Source organism: Variovorax paradoxus, from assembly GCF_902712855.1.
Classification (GTDB): domain Bacteria; phylum Pseudomonadota; class Gammaproteobacteria; order Burkholderiales; family Burkholderiaceae_C; genus Variovorax; species Variovorax paradoxus_Q.
Map to the genome: position 1 here is coordinate 354,710 of NZ_LR743507.1, position 22,639 is coordinate 377,348.

The 22,639-nt window shown below is 68.0% G+C and carries 21 protein-coding genes; 15 read left to right on the plus strand and 6 right to left on the minus strand.

Going from position 1 to position 22,639, the window contains the following annotated elements; translation table 11 throughout:
• Window positions 1-11 precede the first annotated feature (11 nt).
• Both glnE and AACL56_RS01705 read left to right on the plus strand, forming a co-directional pair.
• Entirely contained in the window at window positions 12-2,819 is a 2,808-nt protein-coding gene (gene glnE, locus AACL56_RS01700; protein WP_339088109.1) for a bifunctional [glutamate--ammonia ligase]-adenylyl-L-tyrosine phosphorylase/[glutamate--ammonia-ligase] adenylyltransferase, read from the plus strand.
• Between the two features lie 161 nt (window positions 2,820-2,980).
• The gene (locus AACL56_RS01705) at window positions 2,981-4,108 is read left to right on the plus strand and encodes a septal ring lytic transglycosylase RlpA family protein (protein ID WP_339088110.1); all 1,128 of its coding nucleotides are present in this window, start codon (window positions 2,981-2,983) and stop codon (window positions 4,106-4,108) included.
• A gap of 68 nt (window positions 4,109-4,176) precedes the next feature.
• Here AACL56_RS01705 and AACL56_RS01710 read toward each other — a convergent pair whose 3' ends face one another.
• The 3 genes from AACL56_RS01710 to AACL56_RS01720 all read right to left on the minus strand — a co-directional run bounded on the left by AACL56_RS01710 (window position 4,177) and on the right by AACL56_RS01720 (window position 6,572).
• A complete protein-coding gene (locus AACL56_RS01710) occupies window positions 4,177-4,638 on the minus strand; it encodes a carboxymuconolactone decarboxylase family protein (RefSeq protein ID WP_339088111.1) in 462 nt (153 codons plus the stop codon).
• An 82-nt stretch (window positions 4,639-4,720) separates the two neighbouring features.
• Complete coding sequence (locus AACL56_RS01715) at window positions 4,721-5,611, minus strand: RNA polymerase sigma-70 factor (protein WP_339088112.1); 891 nt, start codon at window positions 5,609-5,611, stop codon at window positions 4,721-4,723.
• 103 nt (window positions 5,612-5,714) lie between these two features.
• Entirely contained in the window at window positions 5,715-6,572 is an 858-nt protein-coding gene (locus AACL56_RS01720) for a ferritin-like domain-containing protein (RefSeq protein WP_339088113.1), read from the minus strand.
• Between the two features lie 129 nt (window positions 6,573-6,701).
• Here AACL56_RS01720 and AACL56_RS01725 point away from each other — a divergent pair, with 129 nt between their 5' ends.
• The 6 genes from AACL56_RS01725 (at window position 6,702) to AACL56_RS01750 (ending at window position 13,101) form a co-directional block, all read left to right on the plus strand.
• Window positions 6,702-7,316, plus strand: coding sequence for a glutathione peroxidase (locus AACL56_RS01725; protein ID WP_339092781.1), 615 nt, complete (start codon window positions 6,702-6,704; stop codon window positions 7,314-7,316).
• A 290-nt stretch (window positions 7,317-7,606) separates the two neighbouring features.
• Window positions 7,607-8,950, plus strand: a complete 1,344-nt coding sequence (locus AACL56_RS01730) for an NAD(P)/FAD-dependent oxidoreductase (RefSeq protein WP_339088114.1) — start codon at window positions 7,607-7,609, stop codon at window positions 8,948-8,950.
• Window positions 8,947-9,750: a DUF1365 domain-containing protein gene (locus AACL56_RS01735; RefSeq protein WP_339088115.1), complete on the plus strand. Its 804-nt coding sequence runs from the start codon at window positions 8,947-8,949 to the stop codon at window positions 9,748-9,750. Before AACL56_RS01730 ends, AACL56_RS01735 begins: the two co-directional genes overlap by 4 nt.
• Window positions 9,747-10,961 carry an SAM-dependent methyltransferase gene (locus AACL56_RS01740; RefSeq protein WP_339088116.1) on the plus strand — a complete coding sequence of 405 codons (1,215 nt, stop codon included), beginning with the start codon at window positions 9,747-9,749 and terminating at the stop codon, window positions 10,959-10,961. Before AACL56_RS01735 ends, AACL56_RS01740 begins: the two co-directional genes overlap by 4 nt.
• A gap of 26 nt (window positions 10,962-10,987) precedes the next feature.
• A complete protein-coding gene (locus AACL56_RS01745) occupies window positions 10,988-12,310 on the plus strand; it encodes an MFS transporter (RefSeq protein ID WP_339088117.1) in 1,323 nt (440 codons plus the stop codon).
• Complete coding sequence (locus AACL56_RS01750; protein ID WP_339088118.1) at window positions 12,307-13,101, plus strand: SDR family NAD(P)-dependent oxidoreductase; 795 nt, start codon at window positions 12,307-12,309, stop codon at window positions 13,099-13,101. Before AACL56_RS01745 ends, AACL56_RS01750 begins: the two co-directional genes overlap by 4 nt.
• 121 nt (window positions 13,102-13,222) lie before the next feature.
• On the opposite strand, the gene AACL56_RS01755 is transcribed toward AACL56_RS01750, so the two are convergent.
• On the minus strand, window positions 13,223-13,834 hold the full coding sequence (locus AACL56_RS01755) for a glutathione S-transferase N-terminal domain-containing protein (protein WP_339088120.1): 612 nt from the start codon (window positions 13,832-13,834) through the stop codon (window positions 13,223-13,225).
• 131 nt (window positions 13,835-13,965) lie between these two features.
• On the opposite strand from AACL56_RS01755, the gene purB reads away from it, so the two are divergent.
• The 4 genes from purB (at window position 13,966) to AACL56_RS01775 (ending at window position 19,395) form a co-directional block, all read left to right on the plus strand.
• A complete protein-coding gene (gene purB, locus AACL56_RS01760) occupies window positions 13,966-15,345 on the plus strand; it encodes an adenylosuccinate lyase (protein ID WP_339088121.1) in 1,380 nt (459 codons plus the stop codon).
• 130 nt (window positions 15,346-15,475) lie between these two features.
• The gene (locus AACL56_RS01765) at window positions 15,476-16,597 is read left to right on the plus strand and encodes a PepSY-associated TM helix domain-containing protein (RefSeq protein WP_339088122.1); all 1,122 of its coding nucleotides are present in this window, start codon (window positions 15,476-15,478) and stop codon (window positions 16,595-16,597) included.
• A gap of 54 nt (window positions 16,598-16,651) precedes the next feature.
• Window positions 16,652-18,790 (plus strand): TonB-dependent siderophore receptor, encoded by a 2,139-nt coding sequence (locus tag AACL56_RS01770; protein WP_339092782.1) that lies wholly within the window; start codon window positions 16,652-16,654, stop codon window positions 18,788-18,790.
• 44 nt (window positions 18,791-18,834) lie between these two features.
• Window positions 18,835-19,395 carry a YaeQ family protein gene (locus tag AACL56_RS01775; RefSeq protein WP_339088123.1) on the plus strand — a complete coding sequence of 187 codons (561 nt, stop codon included), beginning with the start codon at window positions 18,835-18,837 and terminating at the stop codon, window positions 19,393-19,395.
• A 232-nt stretch (window positions 19,396-19,627) separates the two neighbouring features.
• Here AACL56_RS01775 and AACL56_RS01780 read toward each other — a convergent pair whose 3' ends face one another.
• Together AACL56_RS01780 and AACL56_RS01785 are read right to left on the minus strand one after the other, a co-directional pair.
• Window positions 19,628-19,933 (minus strand): putative signal transducing protein, encoded by a 306-nt coding sequence (locus AACL56_RS01780; protein ID WP_339088124.1) that lies wholly within the window; start codon window positions 19,931-19,933, stop codon window positions 19,628-19,630.
• A 2-nt stretch (window positions 19,934-19,935) separates the two neighbouring features.
• The gene (locus AACL56_RS01785; RefSeq protein WP_339088125.1) at window positions 19,936-20,418 is read right to left on the minus strand and encodes a DUF3717 domain-containing protein; all 483 of its coding nucleotides are present in this window, start codon (window positions 20,416-20,418) and stop codon (window positions 19,936-19,938) included.
• Window positions 20,419-20,906: 488 nt separating this feature from the next.
• On the opposite strand from AACL56_RS01785, the gene AACL56_RS01790 reads away from it, so the two are divergent.
• The 3 genes from AACL56_RS01790 (at window position 20,907) to AACL56_RS01800 (ending at window position 22,630) form a co-directional block, all read left to right on the plus strand.
• Complete coding sequence (locus AACL56_RS01790) at window positions 20,907-21,653, plus strand: TerC family protein (protein WP_339088126.1); 747 nt, start codon at window positions 20,907-20,909, stop codon at window positions 21,651-21,653.
• Window positions 21,654-21,726: 73 nt separating this feature from the next.
• Complete coding sequence (locus AACL56_RS01795) at window positions 21,727-22,191, plus strand: hypothetical protein (protein ID WP_339088127.1); 465 nt, start codon at window positions 21,727-21,729, stop codon at window positions 22,189-22,191.
• An 85-nt stretch (window positions 22,192-22,276) separates the two neighbouring features.
• On the plus strand, window positions 22,277-22,630 hold the full coding sequence (locus AACL56_RS01800) for a phage holin family protein (RefSeq protein WP_339088128.1): 354 nt from the start codon (window positions 22,277-22,279) through the stop codon (window positions 22,628-22,630).
• The last annotated feature ends 9 nt before the right edge of the window (window positions 22,631-22,639 follow it).

The window sequence follows — 22,639 nt, forward strand, 5'->3', positions numbered from 1 at the left end:
TGTCCGGAATTATGACCGCCAGCATTCAGAGGGGTTCCACGGAAACCGACAGCAGTGTGAACCAGTTGCCAGCCACTTCGACACAGACCGCGCAGAACGCGTTCTCCTCCTACTCCCGCTTCGTGCAGCGCCTGCGTCGCAGGTATGCGGCCGAGCTCCCATTGCTTCCCCCTGGCGCGCCGCGGCGCGATTCGATGACTGTGGCTTACGAGGCATTGCGCCGACGTGGGGACAGCGTGGGCGATGCGCTCCGGATTGTGCGGCAGCTCGTGATGGAGCGGCTTGTAACTCTTGATTGCGACGCGCAGGCGCCGCTGGCCGTGGTGACCACCGCCGTCACCGAGCTCGCCGAGCTGGCACTCGACATCGCATGCCAGGACGCCTGCCACGAACTCGACGCCGTGCATGGCGCGCCGCTCGGCCCCGAAGGGCAGCGCTCGCAGCTGTGGGTCGTCGGCATGGGCAAGCTCGGCGCACGCGAGCTGAACGTGTCGAGCGACATCGACCTGATCTACCTCTACGACGTCGACGGCGAGACCCGGGGCGACGCGGACGGCCGCGGGCGGCTGTCGAACCAGGAGTACTTCGCGCGCGCCGTGAAGCGCATCTATGCACTGGTAGGCGACACCACCGAGCACGGCTTCGTGTTCCGCGTCGACCTGGCGCTGCGGCCCAACGGCAACTCCGGTCCCAGCGTGGTCTCGCTCGACGCGCTCGAGGAATATTTCCAGGTGCAGGGCCGCGAATGGGAGCGCTTCGCCTGGATGAAGAGCCGCGTCGTCGCACCGCGCGACGTCGTGCTCGCCGGCCAGGCTCAGGGCCTGCGCGGCGCGGTGCTGCCTTTCGTGTTCAGGCGCTATCTCGACTACAGCGTGTTCGACGCATTGCGCGTGCTGCATCGGCAGATCCGCGAGCAGTCGGCGCGCCGCAGCGCCGGACGCCCCGAGCGCGCGAACGACGTGAAGCTGTCGCGCGGCGGCATCCGCGAGATCGAGTTCACCGTGCAGCTGCTGCAGGTGGTGCGCGGCGGCCAGTTTCCCGAACTGCGCACGCGGCCCACGCTCGACGCGCTGCAGCGCCTGGCGCGCGCCAACCTCATGCCCCAGGAAACCGCCGACGCGCTGGCCTCGGCCTACGAGTTCCTGCGCCGCGTGGAGCACCGCATCCAGTACCTCGACGACCAGCAGACGCATGCGCTGCCGGTCGCCGACGACGACCTGCGCTGGATCGCCCAGACCATGGGCTACGCCGACTGCTGCCCGTTCCTCGCGCAACTCGACACGCACCGCGAGTTCGTGGCGCAGGAGTTCGACAAGCTGCTCGGCGGCGAGAAGCCCTGCAACGGCAAGTGCAGCGGCAAGAAGGCCGCCGCGCCGGCCGACCTGGCCGACCTGCTCGACGACCTGCCTCCCGCCTTCGCCGAGCGCATCCGCGACTGGTGCGAACAGCCGCGCGTGCTGGCCCTGCGCGAGGAAACCCGCGCGCGGCTGCGCCAGCTGGTGCAGCGCACCGGCGCCTGGCTGAAAGAACCCGATGGCGAGGGCGAAGGCCAGACGCCGCGCCATGTCGACGCCGCGCTGCGCTGGGCCGACTGGATCGAGCCGCTGCTGCGCCGCGAGAGCTACCTGGCGCTGCTGGTCGAGCGCCCGGCCGTTCAGGAGCGGCTGCTGCGCCTGCTGGGCGCTGCCCGGTGGCCCGCGCGCTACCTGATGCAGCACCCCGGCGTGATCGACGAGCTTGCAAGCGACGAGATGCTCGCGGGCCGCTTCGTGGCCGCCGAGTTCGAGCGCGAGCTCGAGGCGCGCCACGCATCGCTCACCCGTACAGGCGAGGCCGACGAGGAGCGGCTGCTGAACCTGCTGCGCCATGCCCACCATGCGGAGGTGTTCCGTACGCTGGCGCGCGACGTCGACGGCCGCATCACCGTGGAACAGGTGGCCGACGACCTGAGCGCGCTGGCCGACACCACGCTGCGTGTGACCGCCCGCTGGTGCTGGCCGCATGTGCGCAACCGGCACCGCGACGTGCCGCAGTTCGCGATCATCGGCTACGGCAAGCTGGGCGGCAAGGAGCTCGGCTACGGCAGCGACTTGGACATCGTGTTCGTCTACGACGACGACGACGAGCGCGCCGGCGAGGTCTATGCGGCCTACGTGCGCAAGCTCATCAACTGGCTCACGGTGAAGACGCGCGAAGGCGACCTGTTCGAGATCGACACGGCGCTTCGGCCCAACGGCAACTCGGGCCTGCTGACCACCAGCTTCGAGGCCTACGAGAAGTACCAGCTCGGCCGCGGCAGCAACACCGCCTGGACCTGGGAACACCAGGCCATGACGCGTGCGCGCTTCGTGATGGGCAGCGAGGACCACGGCGTCGAACTGGGGCAGCGTTTCGACCAGGTGCGCGAGGCCGTGCTGGTGGCCTCGCGCGACCGCGAGGCGCTGAAGGCGGAGATCATCGCGATGCGCAACAAGCTGCGCGGCGCGCGGCCGGTGAAGGCCGATCGCTTCGACGTGAAGCACAGCCCCGGCGGCATGGTCGACGCCGAGTTCGCGGTGCAGTTCCTGGTGCTGTCGTCCTCGGGCGAGCACCCGGAGCTGATTCCGAACGTGGGCAACATCGCGCTGCTGCTGCGCGCCGAACTGGCCGGCCTGCTGCCCGAGGGCGTGGGCCGCAGCGCGGCGCGCGCCTATCGCGAACTGCGACGCGTGCAGCACCGTGCACGCCTGAACGAAGAGCCGACGCAGGTCACCCCACCCGCACTGGCCGCCGAGCGCGACGCCATGCTGGCGCTGTGGAAGGCGGTATTCGGAGGATGAGGCCCACCCCCGGTCTTCGCGGCGTTCCCGCTTTTCGCGCACTCGGTGCCGCTTCGCCGACCTCGTTGCGGGAGGCGACGTCAGCGGCCTGGCAGGGCCGGCTCCGCGAGGTTGCGCGACACGACTGCCGGGGAAATGGCACGGGGAAGAAAGCGGCGGTGGTGTGCGCGGTCGCCGTCGCCGTCGTTCTCGCGGGTTGCGCGAGCGGCCCTCGCAGCGGCGGCGGTGTCGCAGGTGGCCGCGACGGCCCCGGCACCCACATTCCGCCCGACCTCGCCAGCGTGCCCGACGCCGAGCCCCGCATGGAGCCGATCCGCACGAGCGGCGGCACCAGCAAGCCCTATACGGTACTGGGCCGCGGCTATGCGCCGATCACCGACGACCGGCCGTTCCGCGAGTCGGGGCTGGCAAGCTGGTACGGCAGCAAGTTCCACGCGGCCTCGACCTCGAGCGGCGAACCCTACGACATGTACGCGATGACAGCCGCGCACAAGACGCTGCCGCTGCCGAGCTACGTGCGCGTGCGCAACCCGGCCAACGGGCGCGAGGTGATCGTGCGCGTGAACGACCGCGGCCCCTTCGTCGACGGCCGCGTCATCGATCTGAGCTACACGGCCGCGCTGAAGCTCGACCTGCTGCGCGGCGTGGCGCCCGTGGAGATCGAGCGGATCACGAACGAGGACATCCGCACCGGCGCATGGCGGCGCGACGCGGGCACGGCGTACGCCGCAGCCCCGGCCGCAGCCGTTGCGGCGCCGCTGGCCGTGCCCGTGCGCATGCCGCCCGTGCGCACGGCAAGTGCGCAGCAACCGGTGCAGGTGCCGGCCCAGTGGGTGGCGCCCGTGGCGGCCACCTACGACGACCTGCCGCCGCCGGCCTCGACGATGCCCGTCGTGCCGCAGACGCCGATCGCGCCGGCGATGCCGTCGGCGCCAGGTTCCGCTTCATCGCCGGCACGCCCGGCCATCGTGGTGAACGACCTCGCTCCGCTCGAGGCCGCACCGTCGTCGCCCCCACCGCTGCCGGCCGGCGCGCCCGCGCCATCCACGGCCCTGCAGGGCTTCTGGGTCCAGCTGGGTGCGTTCCGGGAAGCCGACGGCGCCCAGACCCTCCTGAGCCAGGCGGCGCGCGGGCTGCCCTCGCTGGCCGCACAGCTGCGCGTGTTCAGCGAGTCCGGCACGCACCGCCTGCAGGCCGGGCCCTTCCCGTCGCGCGCAGAAGCGGGCGACGCGGCCGCGCAGTTGCGCGACAGCCTGCACATCGCGCCGATGGTGGTCGAGCGCAAGTAGCGCGCGGCGCGGGTCATGCAAATCCCGCGGCGCGGGGGTCTGCAAAGCCCGCAGGCGGGCTTGTGCACTCAGGCCAGCGGCTTGGCCGCGACCGGCACGCGCATGCCGACGTTCAGGCGGTTCCAGGTGTTGATCTGCGCAATGGCCACCGACAGCTCGGCGATTTCCAGGTCGCTGAAGTTGGCCTTCAGCGCGGCGAATTCCGCTTCGCGTTCGTCATGCCTGTCGGCCAGGCGCGTGAGCGATTCGGCCCAGGCCAGCGCAGCGCGTTCGCGCTCGCTGAAGAAGCTCGTCTCGCGCCAGGTCGGCAGGCTGTTGATGCGCTGCCACTCCTCGCCCTGCTTGCGCAGGTCGCGCACGTGCATGTCGAGGCAGTACGCGCAGCCGTTGATCTGCGAGACGCGGGCGTAGACGTAGTCCAGCAGCACGTTGCCGAGCGTGCTCGACGCGATGCTGGTGTTGACGGCCAGGATCGCCTCGAAGGACTTCGGAACGAGCTTGAACCAGTTCAGGCGTGCGGTGGTGGTCATGGTTTTCTCCAGGTGGTTGCAATGAAATCTGCTTACCTGATGAAGACGGGCGACGCGGACGCCCTGTGACACGCCGGGCGAATTATTTCGAAGAAAAAACCTGGGCGATGCGGGCGAGCTTGTCGGGATTGCGCTGCGCGCGGATGCGCACGATGCGGTCGTTCTCGATCTCGAAGGTCTGCGCCGACTCGAGCTTGCCGTCGATGAAGCGCAGCAGGCCCGGCTCTCCGTTGATGTCGACCAGCTCCATGCGCACCGCCGGCCCCAGGCGGCGCCAGAGCGCGTAGTAAAGCTGCGCCAGCCGCTGACCGCCGCTCAGCACCCTGCTGAAGACCGGCACCTTGCCGCCGCCGTCGCCGATGAGTTCGACGTCTTCGGCCATCAGCGCCTTCAGGTCCTGCATGCTGCCGCGCGCCGCGGCGTCCGCGAAGGCGCGCAGCAGGCGCTGGTGCGTCTCGCGCGGCACGCTGAACCGCGGACGCCCTTCCTGCACCTGGGCCTTGGCACGGTGCACGAGTTGGCGGCAGGCGGCCTCGCTCTTGCCGAGGGTGCGGGCGACCTCGTCGTAGTCGGCATCGAACACCTCGCGCAGCAGAAAGGCGGCACGGGCCTCGGGGGCAAGGCGCTCGAGCACGGCAAGGAAGGCGACGGAGATGTTGTCGGCGCGCTCGAGCAGCGCCTCGGGCGTCTCGGGCGCGCCCGAGGCGCCGGTCAGCACGGGTTCGGGCATCCAGGCGCCGGTGTAGTGCTCGCGCTGGATCTTGGCGACGCGCAGCCGGTCGATCGACAGCCGGGTGACCACGGTCACGAGCCAGGCTTCAGCACTGTCGAAGGTGTCTTTGGCGGCCTCGTGCCAGCGCAGCCAGGCGTCCTGCACCACCTCTTCGGCCTCGCCCATGGAACCGAGCATGCGGTACGCGATGCCGTGCAGGCGCGGGCGGTGGCTGTTGAAGGTGCGGGTGGCGTCGTCCATGGGGCGTAGACGGATGGCGGCATGCTCCTGTGACACCGGACGAAAAATCGCCCCGGGATGCGGGGCGATTTTTCTTGTTGCGTCACCGGCCGGGGCGTCGGGCTCAGGCGCCCTGGTATTCGGCCTTGGAACCAAGCGTGGCCGCCACTTCCTTGCGGTAGCGGTTGAGTTCCTGGACGGTCTTGAAGCTGCGGTTCATGAGCAGGCTCAGGTTGTGCAGGATGCGCTCGCCAACCTTGGTTTCCCAGACGGCGTCGAACTTGATCTGCTTGTCGAGCCAGTGCTCGAGCCAGTCCGGGTCGGGCATGCGGCTCTGGATGGTGTCGTTGGGGAACAGCGCCTTGTTCACGTGCAGGTTGGTCGGATGCAGGGCTTGGGCGGTGCGTCGCGCGCTGGCCATCAGGACGCCGACCTTGGTGAACGCGGCACGGGCCTCGTCGCCGAACTTTTCCATCGCACGCTTCATGTAGCGCAGGTAGGCACCGCCGTGGCGGGCTTCGTCCTGGCTCAGCGTGGTGTAGATGTGCTTGATGACCGGCTCGGTGTGCCACTGGGCGGCACGGCGGTACCAGTGGTTGAGGCGGATCTCGCCGCAGAAATGCAGCATGAGGGTTTCGAGCGGCGGGGCCGGGTCGAAGTCGAAGCGCACCTCGTGCAGCTCGGCCTCGGTGGGCGCGTGCTTGGGGCTGAAGCGCTTCAGGTACTCCATGAGCACCAGCGAGTGCTTCTGTTCCTCGAAGAACCAGATCGACATGAAAGCGGAAAAATCGCTATCGTGTCGGTTGTCGCGCAGGAACATCTCGGTGGCCGGCAACGCCGCCCACTCCGTGATGGCATTCATCTTGATGGTCTGCGCCTGCTCTTCCGACAGCAAGGAAGCGTCGAACGACTGCCAGGGAATGTCCTTGTCCATGTCCCAGCGGACGGATTCGAGTTGTCTGAAGAGTTCCGGATAGAGCATCAATGTCTTTCTATGGCCGCCGATTTTAGTCGGCCCGTTTGGCGCGACCATGACAGACGCGCGATGATGCGAATACGTGCGCCGTGGCGACACGGATGTACACCCCTTTCAAGACCCTTGGAGTCCGCCATGCGAACCCTCTCCCGACTGCAGGCCCTCTGGCGCTGCGCCCCTGCGGTTTCCCTCGTGGCGAGCTTGTTTTTCGCCCTTCCGGCTGCTGCCCAGAATACGCCCGCCGCGCCGGCCGCGGCCGAGGCTTCAGGATGTCCCGCCATACTGCAGCACACCTTCGCGCGACTGCAGGATGAAAAACCCCAGTCGCTGTGCCAGTACTCCGGCAAGGTGGTTCTGGTGGTCAACACGGCCAGCTTCTGCGGTTTCACGCCGCAATACAAGGGGCTGGAGTCGCTGGACATGAAATACCGCTCGCGCGGGCTCGTCGTGCTGGGCTTCCCGTCGAACGATTTCGCCCAGGAATCGGGTTCGAACAAGGAAATCGCCGATTTTTGCGAGAGCACCTTCGGGGTGAAATTTCCGATGTTCGCGAAGTCGTCGGTGCGCGGGTCCGACGCGAACCCGCTCTTCAAGCAACTCGCCCAGGCCTCGGGCACCACGCCCAAGTGGAACTTCTACAAGTACCTGATCGGGCGCGACGGCAAGGTCGTGCAGGCGTGGTCGAGCATGACGGCACCGGACGAAAACGGGTTCGTGAACGTCATCGAGAAGCAGCTCGGGCCAAACTGAGACTGAGCAGTTCACAAAAAAACGGATCGGTAATATTATTTACCGATGCGTCCAATCCAGCGTGACCCAAGAGAAACAAACGTTTACCACTCGAGCGGGAACCGTGCTGCGGACGCCGCGCTCCTAACTTGCGTGGGCAGTGAGTGCCCACCGGTTTTCATGTTGCGAGGTCTTCCGGGCGCCTGCCGTCCGGTCGAAATCCCGAGGCGATTCTTCTCCTCCTCCCTCCCTCCCTCCTTCGCGTCGGGGCGCCTCGCAGCATTTTTGTCTTCCGGCCGGCTGGGCACGCCATGACGCAGCGCCCCCGCATCGCCGTCGTCGGCGCCGGCATCTCGGGGTTGGCCGCGGCGCACACGCTGCGTGACGTGGCCAGCGTCACACTCTTCGAAGCCAGCGACTACTTCGGCGGCCATGCCCATACGGCGACGATCGAGCTCCCGCGCTCTGCCGCCGACCCCACGCGCGTGGCGCACGGTGTCGACACCGGCTTCCTGGTCTACAACGACCGCACCTACCCGAACCTGATCCGACTTTTCGCCGACCTGGGCGTGGAGACGGCGCTGTCCGAGATGTCGTTCTCGGTGCAGGCGACCCGCGACCACGGCGCCCCGCTGGAATGGAGCGGCAACAACCTGAACACCGTGTTCACGCAGCGGCGCAACCTGTTCGACAGCCGCTTCCTCGGCATGCTCGGCGACCTGCTGCGCTTCAACCGCCTGACCACGCGCATCGCCGAGGCCGGCACCGAGGGCGAACTGGCCCAGCCGCTCGGCGAGTTCCTCGACGCCCACCGCTTCGGCGCGGCCTTCCGCGACTGGTATTTCCTGCCCATGATGGGCTGCATCTGGAGCTGCTCGACCACGCAGATGCTGGCGTTCCCGGTCGCGACCATGATCCGCTTCTGCCACAACCACGGCCTGATCCAGATTGCGGACCGCCCGCAGTGGCGCACGGTGCGCGGCGGCTCGCGCCACTACGTCGAGAAGATCGTGGCGGGCATTGCCGACAGGCGCCTGAACACGCCGGTCCGCCGCATCACCCGGTCGGGCGTCGATGTCACGGTGACCACCGATGCCGGCATCGAGCATTTCGACCACGTGGTGCTGGCCACCCACTCCGACCAGTCGCTCGCCATGCTGGGCGACCCCAGCCCGGCCGAGGCCGCGGTGCTGGGCGCGATCCGCTACCAGCCGAACCACGCAGTGCTCCACACCGATGCTGCCGTGCTGCCGCAGCGCCGCAGCGCCTGGGCCGCCTGGAACTACGAGCGCGCCGCCACCGGCGAGCGCGAGTCAGGTCGCGTGTGCCTGCACTACCTGCTGAACAAGCTGCAGCCGCTGCCGTGGGCCCAGCCGGTGGTCGTCTCGCTGAATCCGGTGCGCGAGATCCAGCGTAGTCAGGTCATGGCCGAATACGACTACGACCACCCGGTGCTCGACCTCGCCGCCATTCGTGCGCAGGGCGAGGTGCCGATGCTGCAGGGCCAGGCAAACACCTGGTTCGCGGGCGCGTGGATGGGCTATGGCTTCCATGAAGACGGCCTCAAGGCCGGGCTCGCCGCAGCCCGCGGGCTGCGCGCCCGGCTGGCCGGCCAGGACGCGCCCATCGACGCCATGGGGAGCGCGCTGGTATGACTGCGGCACAGCCGATGCCGAGCGCGCGCATGGGCTTCGGCGAGGTGCGCCACACGCGGCTGCGCCCGGCGCGCAACGCATTCGTCTATCCGACCTATTTCCTGATGCTGCCGATGCGTGCCTTGCGCGCCCATGGCAGCGAGACGGTGGCGCTCAACCGCCGGGCGGCGCTGTCCTTTCATGACATCGACCACGGCGACGGCCGCGCGCCCGAACGCGGCGGTGCCCTGGCCTGGCTCGACGAGCTGCTGGCCACCCACCGGATCCACGATGCCACCGGCGAGGCCTGGCTGCACTGCTATCCGCGCGTGTTCGGCTACACCTTCAAGCCGGTGAGCTTCTGGTACTGCCACACTGCCGAGGGCCTGCTGCGCGCCATCGTGGTCGAGGTGAACAACACCTTCGGCGAGCGCCACTGCTACCTGCTCGACCGTCCTGTGTACGGGACAGAACTGAAGGCGACCAAGGCCTTCCACGTCTCGCCGTTCTGCCGCATCAGCGGCGGCTACCGCTTCCGATTCTTCGTCGACGAGGACCTCACGCGCACCGTGGTGCGCATCGACCACGACGACGCCGACGGCCCGCTGCTGCAGACCAGCGTGAGCGGAGAGCTCGTTGCGGTGAGCCCGGCCAGCGTGCGTCGCGCCCTCTGGCGCTATCCCGCCATGACCTTCGGGCTGATCGCGCGCATCCACTGGCAGGCCGCGAAGCTGTGGCTCAAGCGAGTGCCGTTCGTCGCCAAGCCGGCGCCGCCCACCCATTTCGTTTCACGCGACAACCAGCAGCAGGCGAATCCATGAATCCAACCACCACGGCCTCGCGCTTCTCGCTCCCCCAGGACGCACCGGGCGCCGCGCGCACCGTGCTCGGCCTGCTGCAGCGGCTGGCGCACGGCTCGCTCACCGTGCGCCTGCCGGACGACTCGGTGCGCCATTTCGGCGCGCCCCCGGGCAGCGGCCCGACGGCCTCGCTCACGCTGCGCAACTGGAACGCCTGCAAGGCGGCGCTGAAGTCGGGCGACATCGGCTTCGCCGAGAGCTACATCGCGGGCGACTGGACCACGCCCAACCTCACCGAGCTGATCAAGGTTTTCATCGCCAACCGCCGCGCCATCGAGGACGTGGTGTACGGCAGTTGGGTCGGCCGCCTGGTCTATCGCGTGCGGCACCTGATGAACCGCAACAGCAAGTCCGGCAGCTCGCGCAACATCCACGCGCACTACGACCTGGGCAACGCGTTCTACAAGCTCTGGCTCGACGAGACGATGAACTATTCGTCGGCCTGGTTCGAAGGCGATCTGTCGAAGCCGATGCCCGATGCGCAGCGCGCCAAGGTGCGCCGCGCACTCGAGCTGGCCGCCGTGAAGCCCGGCGACCGCGTGCTGGAAATCGGCTGCGGCTGGGGCGCGCTGGCCGAGATGGCGGCCGCCGACTTCGGCGCCGCGGTCATCGGCGTGACGCTGTCCACCGAACAGCTGGCATTCGCACGGCAGCGCACCGCCGGCATGGACGCCGACCTGCGCCTGCAGGACTACCGCGACATCGCCGACGCGCCCTTCGACGCCGTCTGCTCCATCGAGATGGTGGAGGCCGTGGGCCGCGAATACTGGCCGACCTACTTCCAGAGCGTGAGCCGGCTGCTCAAGCCCGGCGGACGCGCTTGCGTTCAGAGCATCGTGATCGACGACCAGCTGTTCGACCGCTACATCGACTCGACCGACTTCATCCAGCAATACATCTTCCCGGGCGGTTGCCTGCCGTGCCCGCGCGAGTTCCGCCGCGAGGCCGAGGCCGCGGGCCTGGAGGTGGTGGACGAGTTCGCCTTCGGCACCGACTACGCAGAGACGCTGCGCCGCTGGCGCGAAAGCTTCCTGGCGCAGCGCGCGCACATCCTGCAGCTGGGTTTCGACGAGCGCTTCATGCGCATCTGGGAGTTCTACCTGGCCTACTGCGAGGCGGCGTTCTCGCAGGCCAACATCGACGTCGTGCAGTACACGCTGCGCAAGCGCTAGAAGCCGGAACCATCGCGCGGCCTTCCGTGCACGCACCTTCTTCCTCGCCCTCTTCCTTCGGCCCCCTCGACGGCCTGCGCTACGGGCTGCTCGGGCTGCCGCTGGCGTTCGTTGCGCTGCCGCTGTACGTGCTGCTGCCGAACCACTATGCGCGCGCCTTCGGCGTGCCGCTCGCCGCGCTGGGTGCGGTGCTGCTCGGCGCACGGCTGCTCGATGCGCTGACCGACCCGCTGCTCGGGCGCCTCAGCGACCGCCTGCATGCGCGCTCCCCAAGGGCGGTGTTGGGCGCAGGGGCGGTCGCGGCGGCCGTGCTGCTTCCGGGCTTCGGGCTGCTGTTCTTTCCGCAGTGGCTCGTCGACCCCGCGCAACCGGGCGCGCTGCTCGTGACCGCGGCGCTGCTGCTCGCGCTGACCTGCGCGGGCTACAGCATGCTGAGCATCGCCCACCAATCGTGGGGCGCGATGCTGGGCGGCGACGCGGTGCAGCGCGGGCGCATCGTGGGCTGGCGCGAAGGCATGGGACTGGTGGGCGTGGTGCTGGCGTCGGTCATTCCGACAGCGGCGGGGCTGCCCGCGATGGTGGCGTCGTTCGGTCTTTCGCTGGCCGCCGGTTGGTGGCTCTGGACGCGCGCGCCGCGCCCGGAACGCAGCCAGGATCCGCACACCGGCGTCGACCTGCGCCTGCCGCTGCGGCGTCCGGCGTTCCGCAGGCTGCTGGCGGTGTTCGTGCTCAACGGCATTGCGAGCGCCGTGCCGGCCACGCTGGTGCTGTTCTTCGTCCAGGACCGCCTGCAGGCGCCGGCCTCGCTGGAGCCTGCTTTCCTCGGGCTCTACTTCGTGATGGCGGCGGCGTCGATCCCGGTGTGGCTGCGCCTGGTGCGGCACTTCGGGTTGGCGCGCCCCTGGCTGGGCGGCATGTGCATGTCGGTGGCGGTGTTCGCCTGGGCCGGCGCGATGGGCGCAGGCGACGCGGTGCCGTTCCTGATCGTCTGCGCGCTCTCCGGCTTCGCGATCGGCTCCGACCTCGTGCTGCCGGGCGCGCTGCTGGCAGGCCTGATTGCCGAAGCCGGCGACCAGCCGAACGCCGGGGCCTACTTCGGCTGGTGGAACTTCGCGACCAAGCTCAACCTGGCGCTGGCCGCAGGCCTCGCGCTGCCGCTGCTCGGCCTGGCGGGCTACGTTCCGGGCGCACGCGATGCCTCGGCGCTGCAGGCGCTGTCGCTGGCCTATTGCCTGCTGCCGTGCGTGCTCAAGACGGCGGCGGGAGTGGCGCTCTGGGCGCTGGTGATCCGGCCCGATCCGTCCGGCTCGCCTGCCGCGCCGATGCGCCCCCCGAAAGTCTCTCCTTGAAACCACTCAATCCGCCACTGGCCGACTGGCAGGGCAAGACGGCATGGATCGTCGGCGCCTCGTCCGGCATCGGCCGCGCCACGGCGCTGGCGCTGCTGGCGCGCGGCGCGCGGGTCGCCGTGTCGGCGCGCAACGCGGACGCGCTCGAGGCGCTGGCGGCGCCGCACAACGAAGCCGGGCGTCCACCGCGCGTGATCGTGCTGCCGATGGACGTGCGCGACGCCACCGCCGTGGCAGCCGCGCATGCGCGGCTGCTCGAGGCCGCTGGCGCGATCGACTTCGTGCTGCACAACGCCGCCACTTACGACGCCTTGCGCGCGGACGCGTTCGCGCTCGACACGATGCTCGCGCACCAGCAGGTGAACTACGTCGGGGCGCTCCATGTTCTGGCGGCGGTGCTGCCGGGTTTCGTGGCGCGCGGGACGGGCCATGTCGCCATCACCGGCAGCGTGGCCGGCTTCCGCGGGCTGCCGAAAAGCCTGGCCTACGGACCGACCAAGGCGGCGCTGGCCAACCTCGCGGAGGTGCTGTACGTCGACCTGCATGCGCGCGGCATCGGCGTGAGCCTGGTGCAGCCGGGCTTCGTCGACACGCCGCTCACGGCGAAGAACGATTTCCGGATGCCGGCGCTGATCACGCCCTCGGCGGCCGCCGAGGCCATGCTCGCAGGCTGGGCGCACGGCGATTTCGAGATCCACTTCCCGCGCCGCTTCACCTTCTGGATGAAGCTGATGCGGCTGCTGCCCTATCGCCTGTACTTCCCGGCGGTGGCGCGATTCACGGGCCTGTGAGGCAGCGGAAAGATTCTTCGCAGGACACCGTGGAACCGGCTTCGCCGGGCCACCGGTGTCGCCCCCGGCGAGGGGGAAGGCGCAGCGACACGAAGTGCGCGAAGTCTGGGGGAGCGTCAGGTCAGGGCTTGGTGTCGATGAAGCTGGGCCGCAGCATGAGCTTGTCGTACAGCTTGGCCAGGTTGCTGTGGTCGGCGCGCCAGTCGATCTCGGGAAAGCGCAGGTTCAGCCAGCCGAGGGCGCAGCCCACCGCGATGTCCGACAGGCTCAGGTGAATGCCGCTGCAGAAGGGCTTGTCGCCCAGGCCCTTGGCCATGGCAGCCACGCCGTCCTCGACCTTGGCGCGCTGTCGCTCGATCCAGGCCGCGCTGCGCTCGCCGTCGTTGCGGCCGGCCCAGGTTGCCTCCAGGCGCCAGAGCACGCCGGCGTCCATGACGCCATCGGCCAGCGCCTCCCAGGTCTTGACCTCTGCGCGCTCGCGGCCCTGCTGCGGAATCAGCTTGCCGACGGGGGACAGGGTGTCGAGATACTCCACGATCACGCGCGAGTCGAACATCGCCTCGCCGCCTTCCATGATCAGGCAAGGCACTTTCCCCAGCGGGTTGGAGCTGGAGATGGTGGTGTCGGCAGACCAGACGTCCTCGATCACGAACTGGTAATCGAGCCGCTTTTCGGCCAGCACCACGCGCACCTTGCGCACATACGGACTGGCGGCGGATCCGATCAGTTTCATGAAGGCTCTCTCCCTAAGCATTGGCTACGTTTGTTCATAATCATTTTAGGTGAACGGGAAAACCAGAGGCCCGGATTGCGCCCGATGTGTAGGCAGCGCCCCACGGAGCGCCGGCCGCCTAAAATTGAGGCATGAGCTTTTCCACCGTTTCCGCCCTCTCCCCCCTTGACGGTCGCTATGCGGCCAAACTCGCGGCGCTGCGTCCGCTGATGAGCGAGCAGGGCTATATGCACCGGCGCGTGCAAGTCGAGGTGGCGTGGTTCATCGCGCTGTCCGATTGCGGCTTCGCCGAATTCAAGCCCCTCACGGGCGGCGCCCGCAAGTACCTCATGGGCCTGGTGTCGCACTTCTCAGAAGCCGACGCGCTGGCCATCAAGGAGATCGAAAAAACCACGAACCACGACGTGAAGGCGGTCGAATACTGGATCAAGTCCAAGTTCGAAGCCCGCCCCGAGCTGCTGGCCGCCGCCGAGTTCGTGCATTTCGCCTGCACCAGCGAAGACATCAACAACACCAGCCACGCCCTGCAGATCCAGGCCGCGCGCGACAAGGTGATGCTGCCGGCCATCGACGGCCTGATCGCCAAGCTGCGCGAGATGGCGCACCAGTTCGCCAACGTGTCGATGCTCTCGCGCACGCACGGCCAGACCGCCAGCCCGACCACCGTAGGCAAGGAAATCGCCAACGTCGCAGTGCGCCTGTCGAAGGCCCGCGCACAGATCGCCGCAGTGCAGTTGCTGGGCAAGATGAACGGCGCGGTCGGCAACTACAACGCCCACCTGGCCGCCTGGCCCGACTTCGACTGGGAAGCCTTCAGCAAGAAGGTCATCGAGACGCCCGCGCCGCTGGGCCTGGGCCTGAGCTTCCAGCCGTACAGCATCCAGATCGAGCCGCACGACTACATGGCCGAGCTGTTCGACGCGGTGGCGCGCACCAACACCATCCTGGTCGACTTCTCGCGCGACATCTGGGGCTATGTGAGCCTGGGCTACTTCAAGCAGCGCCTGAAGAAGGGCGAGATCGGCTCCTCGACGATGCCGCACAAGGTCAACCCGATCGACTTCGAGAACGCCGAAGGCAACCTGGGCCTGGCCAACGCGGTGCTTCGCCACCTGAGCGAGAAGCTCCCCATCAGCCGCTGGCAGCGCGACCTGACCGACAGCACGGTGCTGCGCAACATCGGCGTGGCCTTCGGCTACGCCACGCTGGCCTACGCGAGCCTGGCCACCGGCCTGGGCAAGCTCGAGCTCAACGAAGAGGCGCTGGCCGAAGACCTCGACGCCTCGTGGGAAGTGCTGGCCGAGCCGATCCAGACCGTGATGCGCCGCTTCGGCGTGCAGGGCGCCTACGAGCAGCTCAAGGAAGTGACGCGCGGCAAGACCGTGACGGCCGAGGCGCTGCACGGGCTCATCCGCTCATTGGCGATTCCGGATGAGGAAAAAGCCCGCCTTCTGGCAATGACTCCTGCCAGCTACGTGGGCAAGGCCGCAGAGCTCGCCAGTAGAATTTAAGGCTTCGTGTACCGATACACCAGCCGCCTGAGGGCGGCTGTTTCGCATCGGTCGCCGCTTTTTCAGCCAACGCCCTCGCGGCGCCAGCCAACAACACTTTTCAGGGACCTCCGTCGTCCCCTGGTTGGTCATGCGCGCGCCTTTGAGACGCCTCTGGCTCAGGATTCACCGCTGGATCGGCCTCACGCTGGGCCCCGTCCTCGCCCTCACGGCGCTGCTCGGCGCAGTGCTGGTGGTCGCATTGCCGCTCGACCGCTACGCGAACCCGATTCTCTTCACCGCCCGTTCGGCGGTCGACGCCACGACGGTCGCATTGCCGCTGGAGCCGCTGCGCCAGCGGCTCGCGGCAGAGTTCGGCCCTGACGCCAACTTCACGCTGCGTCCGCCGCGTCAGGCCACCGACACGCTCTGGGTGCTGGTGCGCGGCAAGTGGGAGGGCACGCTCTACCTCGACCCCGCCACCGGTGCGGAGCAAGGCCGCCGGGGCACGCACGAGGGCGCCTACAACCTGCTGTTCGAGCTGCACAGCAGCCTGCTGCTGGACGACACCGGCAAGGCGATCCTGGCCTTCGTGGCGCTGGCCTACCTGTTCCTGCTGGTCACGGGCCTGGTGCTATGGTGGCCGGCACGCTGGCCGCCGTCGCTGCGCATCGTGCTCGACCGCGGCCTGCTGCGCGGCCTGTTCGACCTGCACCGCACGGGCGGCGCGGTGTTCGGGCTGCTGATCGCGGTGTCGGTCGCCACGGGCGCGTACATGGCATGGCGGCCGCTGGGGGGCTTCATCTCCAGCGCGATGGGCCAGCAGCCGATCAAGGCGCCGGCCATCCCAAAGGGCGCGGCCAGCGGCCCGCGCCTGCCGCTCGACGATCTCGTGGCCCGCGCGCAGCAGGCCTTCCCCGGCCAGCCGATCGGCTACATCCAGGTCCCCGGAAAGGCCGGCCGGCCGATGCGCGTGCGCTTCCGGCTACCGGACGATCCCCATCCCAACGGCATCGGCTCGGTGTGGCTGAACCCGACGACCGGCGACGTGCTGGCCGTGCGCAAGTGGCAGGACCTCGATACCGGCAACGGCGCGGTGGCGGTGATCTATCCACTGCACACCGGCGTACTGGGGGGCCTGCTGCACGAGACGCTGACCGTGGTGCTGGGCCTTTCGCTCGGCGGGCTGGGGCTCAGCGGCGTCTGGCTCTGGTGGCGCCGCCGCGCCGAGCGGCGGCTTCAGGCGCAAAAAACAATTCATTCGACGACATGAAAGAGGGTTAACTTGATCTCGCACACGCACAAACACCGGTACAAGCGCACGGCCATGGCGCTGGCGCTGCTTTCCCTGGGCCTGCAGGGCTATGCCGCCGAGACGGAGCCCGCGGCCGATCCATCCAAGTCGCTCGAGGTCATCACCGTCACCGGCGACTGGCTCGGCAGCCCCAGCGAGACCAAGGTGCTCGAGCACGCCGGTGCGCGGACCATCATCGAGCGCAAGCAGATCCAGGAAAGCGGCTCGGCCAGCGTGCGCGACGTGCTGCGCCAAGTGCCCGGCGTGCAGGTGCAGGAGAGCAACGGCACCGGCGGCAGCGACATCTCGCTGAACGTGGGCGTGCGCGGCCTGACCTCGCGCCTGTCGCCGCGCTCGACCATCCTGCTGGACGGCGTGCCGATGGCCTACGCGCCGTACGGGCAGCCGCAGCTGTCGCTGGCACCGCTGTCGCTGGGCAACCTCGAGGCGGTGGACGTGGTGCGCGGCGCGGGCTCGGTGCGCTTCGGACCGCAGAACGTGGGCGGCATCATCAACTTCGTGTCGCGTGCGATCCCCAAGCAGTTCACCGCCGAGGCCAGCGTGGGCGTGGAAAGCGCCAGCCATGGTGGCGGCACCAAGACCACGCCGAGCGTGTTCATCGGCGGCACCAACGAGAACGGCCTGGGCCTGGCGCTGCTGTACTCCGGCACGCACGGCGACGGCTGGCGCCAGAGCAACGACCACGTGAGCATCGACGACCTGATGCTCAAGGGCGCCTACCGCATCTCCAAGACCGACGACATCGCCGTGTCGCTGCATCACTTCGAAGGCAGCGGACGCATGCCGGGCGGCCTGACGACGGCACAGTTCGCGGCCAACCCCTTCCAGTCGGACCGCCCGTTCGACGAGTTCACGGGCCGCCGCACCGACGGCTCGATCAAGTACACCCACAACGACGGCGTCAACAAGTTCGAGTTGCTGACCTACTACACCGACTCGTTCCGTGGCAGCCACCTCGAGCAGGAAGGCACCGGCACCGCCGCCGGCCAGCGCCGCCTGACCTCGGCGCCGCGCGACTACAACACCTTCGCGGTCGAGCCACGCTACTCACGCCTGATCGACTCGGGCAGCGTGGTGCAGGAAGTGAGCGTGGGCTACCGCTACCTGAAGGAAGAGGCCTCCGAAACCGCCACGCGCAGCGCCTACTACCGGCCGCGCCCGGGCTTCGACGCCTACACGCTGGCCAACCCGGCCTACCAGAAGAGCAACGGCGGCACCACCGCGCACGCGTTCTACATCGACGACCGCATCGACTTCGGCAACTGGACGATCACTCCGGGCGTGCGCCATGAACGGATCAGCTCGTTCAACAACGTGTACACGGTGGCGAACAACCGCATCACGAACGCGATCTTCCCGGCGATCGACTCCGACGAGTGGCTGCCCACGCTGTCGGTGCTCTACCGCGTGAACGAACGCTGGTCGGTGTTCGCCAACGCGGGCGTGTCGTTCGGCCCTCAGCAGTACGCGCAGCTCGCGCAGTCGACCACCAACCTGCACCCCGAGAAAGCCAAGACCTACGAGTTCGGCACGCACTACAAGGGCGAGGCCTGGAGCGGCGAGCTGACGCTGTTCAACATCAACTTCGACAAGGAGCTGCAGCTGGCGCGCTCCATCACCGGCGACGTCGGCCAGTGGACCGACCTGGGCGCCACGCGCCACCGCGGGCTGGAGTCGGCGCTGCGCTACGACCTCGGCACGCTGAGCGACTCGCTCAAGGGCTTCTCGGTGTCGGGCACCTACACGTACACCCAGGCCACCTCGAAGGCCGGCGCCTTCGCCGGACGCGACCTGCCGTTCTACTCGCGCCAGGTGGCGAGCCTGGGCGCGCGCTACGAGCGCGGCCCGTGGACCTTCAACGCCGATGTGTACGCGCAGTCGAAGCAGCGGTCGCCGGGCTCGCCCGACGACGGCGCACGCTACGTGACGATCGAGGACTCGACGGGCCGCCTCGGCAACATCCCTGGCTACGCGACGATGAACCTGCGCGCGGCGTACGACTTCGGCAAGAACATGAGCAACCTGAAGGTGGCCGTGGGCATCAAGAACCTGTTCGACCGCCGCTACTTCAACCGCTCGGTGGACAACAACGGCGGCAAGTACGTGGGCCAGCCGCGCACGGTCTACCTGCAGGCGTCGGTGGCGTTCTGACCCCCGGGGTGCGCCGGCGGGCTTCGGCCTAAACTCGCGCACCCATGGCCCTCAAATCCACCATCTTCAAGGCCACCCTCGCGGTGGCCGACATCGACCACGGCTACTACGCCGACCATGCGCTGACCCTGGCGCGACACCCCAGCGAGACCGACGAGCGGATGATGATCCGTCTCGTCGCACTCGCGCTCAATGCGCACCAGTTGCAGGACATCTGCCAGGGCGACGGCACGCTGGCCTTCGGCGCGGGCCTGTCGAACGTCGACGAGCCCGACGTCTGGCTGCGCGACTTCACGGGCGAAGTGAAGATCTGGATCGAGGTCGGACAGCCGGAAGACAAGCCCATCATCAAGGCCTGCGGCAAGGCGGACGAGGTGATCGTGTATTGCTTCAACCATGCCGCCGAGATCTGGTGGCGCGGCATCGAGAACAAGCTCACGCGGCCGCAGAACCTGAAGGTCTATCGCGTTCCGACAAACGCCTCGCAGGCGCTGGCCGCGCTCGCGCAGCGCAGCATGCAGTTGCAGGCGACGATCCAGGAAAACACGCTGACGCTGGGCGACGGCACGAATTCGATCGACGTCGAACTGCTGCGCTGGAGATAGCGCTCGCCCCCAGGCTGCGCGGCACTTCATGTCGCGTCGCCTACCACCCAACCGGAGGCAACACCTGCGGCCCGGCAGAGCCGGTTCCGCGGTGGTCCTGGGCTCACCCCCAGGCTGCGCGGCACTTCGTGTCCGCTTCGCCTTCCCCCTACCGGGGGCAACACCTGCGGCCCGGCAAAGCCGGTTCCGCGGTGTTCCGCGAAACCGGCGCGTTCTGTGTTCTCTTTTTGCTTCAGGCGGCGGGCATCATCTCGCCGCATTGCCAGCATTGCTCGAAGCCGCCCTCGACCTGCTCCCCGCATACGCAGCGCCAGCTGCGTTGCGGACGGTGCTGCAGCTCGTGGAGCAAACGCTTGGCCAGTTCGTACTGGGCCTCGTCGTCGATCCAGATCTCGGGCAGGCACTGGTCGGGCGGCAACTGGCCCATGACCGCTCCGAGGAACTCGCGCTGCACGGTGGCGGCGACGCCCTCCTCACGCAACGCGTGCGCCCACACTGTCGCGATGGCGAGGTTCGGAGCCTGCGCGAGACGGCGCATGGTCAGGGCGCCCAGTTCTTTTCGTCGTCGGGGTCGAATTCGGGCTCGGTTTCTGCGGCAGACGGAGCGTTCTCCTCGCGCGTCTCGCGTGCCCGTTCGGCGTACCGATTGAAGCGCCACGCCGAGTCTTCCATGGTGATTCGGCGCCAGGTCGCGCGCTTCTCGACCGGGGTCATGGCAGGCCAGAGCTGCACTTCGTCGAAGGTGCGGCCGCATCCCTTGCACTCGTCGTCGCCCTGGCTGGTGGAGCAGATCGCGATGCACGGCGTGTCGGGCGTGCTCTCGTACCAGGCCAGCCAGGCGGCCCAGGCCTTGGGCGGAAAGCCGACCTCGTCGACCTCGTCCTCGTGGTGGAACACCATGAGCGCGTAGACCTCGGCCAGCGCACGCAATTCGGGGCCGAGCGTCACGCCGTCGGGCGATGGCGTCTTCTCGCGCCAGTGGTTGATGGCGGCCTCGATGTCGGTGATGTGTATGGCGGCCATGGAAGTGAAAAAACAGCGGACGGCGATCATAGTCCGGCAATGTCCCGAGGCGCCGAAGGGACAAGATTGCTACCAAAAATATAGCGATATCTTCAATAACGACGAACGTTTCCAAGGGGTTCCTTTTAAGCCCGTGAAAACTTTCGATTGCGCCTGCGCAATCTTCGATGCTCTAATCGCGCCCACGAAGGGGAGTAGCTCCCGACCGCTGTCCACGACAGCGCGAATCGTCAGGTCGTCAATACGAAGCAAAACACTTCCGGCCTGCCGGACAACGCACGCGCATTCGCGCGGACGCTGTCGAGCAAGACCTTCGATTTGAACCTGTGCAGGTTTGGTCGAAGCGTTCGCAAGTCCCCGGTGTCACCCGGCTTCATTCCTCGCTTTCGACCTCCCGCCCGGGATGAATCGAAACGCATCGGTATGCGCCTTCCGTCGTCGCCCCTTGAATCGGGACAGGCAGGGGCGCGAAGACAAAAGAGGAATCTATGGAACTGTTCATGGCCCCGGAATTCTGGGTCGCTGTCGGTCAGATCATCATGATCGACATCCTGCTCGGTGGCGACAACGCCGTCGTGATCGCACTGGCCTGCCGCAAGCTCCCCCCCGCACAGCGCACCAAGGGCATTCTCTGGGGCACCGCCGGCGCCATCATCCTGCGCGTCATCCTGATCTTCTTTGCGCTCACGCTGCTGGCCATCCCGTTCCTCAAGCTGGTCGGCGCCATCCTGCTGGTGTGGATCGGCGTGAAGCTGCTGGCGCCCGAGCATGACGACGCACACGGCAACATCACCGGCAGCGACAAGCTCTGGGGCGCCGTCAAGACCGTGATCGTGGCCGACCTCGTGATGAGCGTGGACAACGTCATCGCCATTGCCGGTGCTGCGCAAGGCGCCGGCGAAGGCCACCAGATGCCGCTCGTGATCTTCGGCCTGCTCGTGAGCATCCCGATCATCGTCTGGGGCAGCCAGCTGGTCATCAAGCTGATGGACCGCTTCCCGATGATCATCACGCTGGGTGGCATGCTGCTCGGCTGGATCGCCGGCACGATGGCCGTGTCCGACCCCGCGCTGGCCAACGCCGCCGCCTGGACTTGGGTGCCGAAGGTGCCGCAGACCGACGTGATCAAGTACGCCGCCGGCATTGCCGGTGCACTCCTGGTGCTCGTCATCGGCAAATGGGTGGCCGCCCGCAACGCTCGCCACAAGCCCGAGACGGCGGTGACGCCCGGCTGAGCCGGTCCTGTACCGACAAGAAACTTCCTGTCCCCACTTCGTCTCACACTCTAACTACCCGAAGGAGCACACCATGGAAAAGATCATTCTTTACGTTGACGACGCCGTGTACGCCAGCGAGCAGTTCGCCGAACTTGCGCCCGACGCGAACAACGTGGTGGCGCGCCATTGGGTGCTCGTGGCCTGTGCGCCGCGCATGACGCATCGCATCAGCAAGTGGGTCAGCCACAGCGCACGCGAGAACTGGCGCGCCAAGTGGTTCAGCAAGGTGCAGGCGCAGATGCTGCCGCTGCTGGAGCGCAACGGCGGCCAGGTCACCCCGGTGCTGGCCAAGGGCCCGCTCACCGAACTCACGGCCCAGCTCAAGCGCGAGCATGCAGCGGTGCACGTGGTCGATGCGCGGCGTCCGAAGATCGGCGTCGACCTCGAGCCCGTCACGCCCGAGCAGGTGCCCTCGCATCAGTCGGGTTGGGCATTCCCCGGCGCAGTGATGGGGATGGGCGCGCTGCTGGTCATGGCGAACGAACTGGCCGAGTAAGACAAGAACTCCGGTCCCGACGAGCCCCGGCGTGGCAACACGCCGGGGCTCGTCGTTTTGGAGGCCGTGGGGTATCCTGAGCCGCATGCGCATCATCATCAAATGGCTGCTCAGCGCCGTCGCGCTGCTGGCGGTGGCCTACCTCTACAACGGCGTCCAGGTGGCGAGCTTCGGCTCTGCGCTCATCGCGGCCGCAGTCATCGGCCTGCTCAACATGATCGTGCGGCCGGTGCTCGTGGTGCTGACCCTGCCCGTCACCATCGTCACGCTCGGCCTGTTCCTGTTCGTGATCAATGCCCTGCTGTTCTGGGCCGCATCGGGTTTGCTCGGTGGCTTCCACGTCAACGGCTTCCTGGCCGCGCTGCTCGGCTCGCTGATGTACTCGCTGCTGGGCCTGGTGATCGAGTCCGCGCTGGGCGGACTGCTGTCCAAACGCTGAGCTACCGCC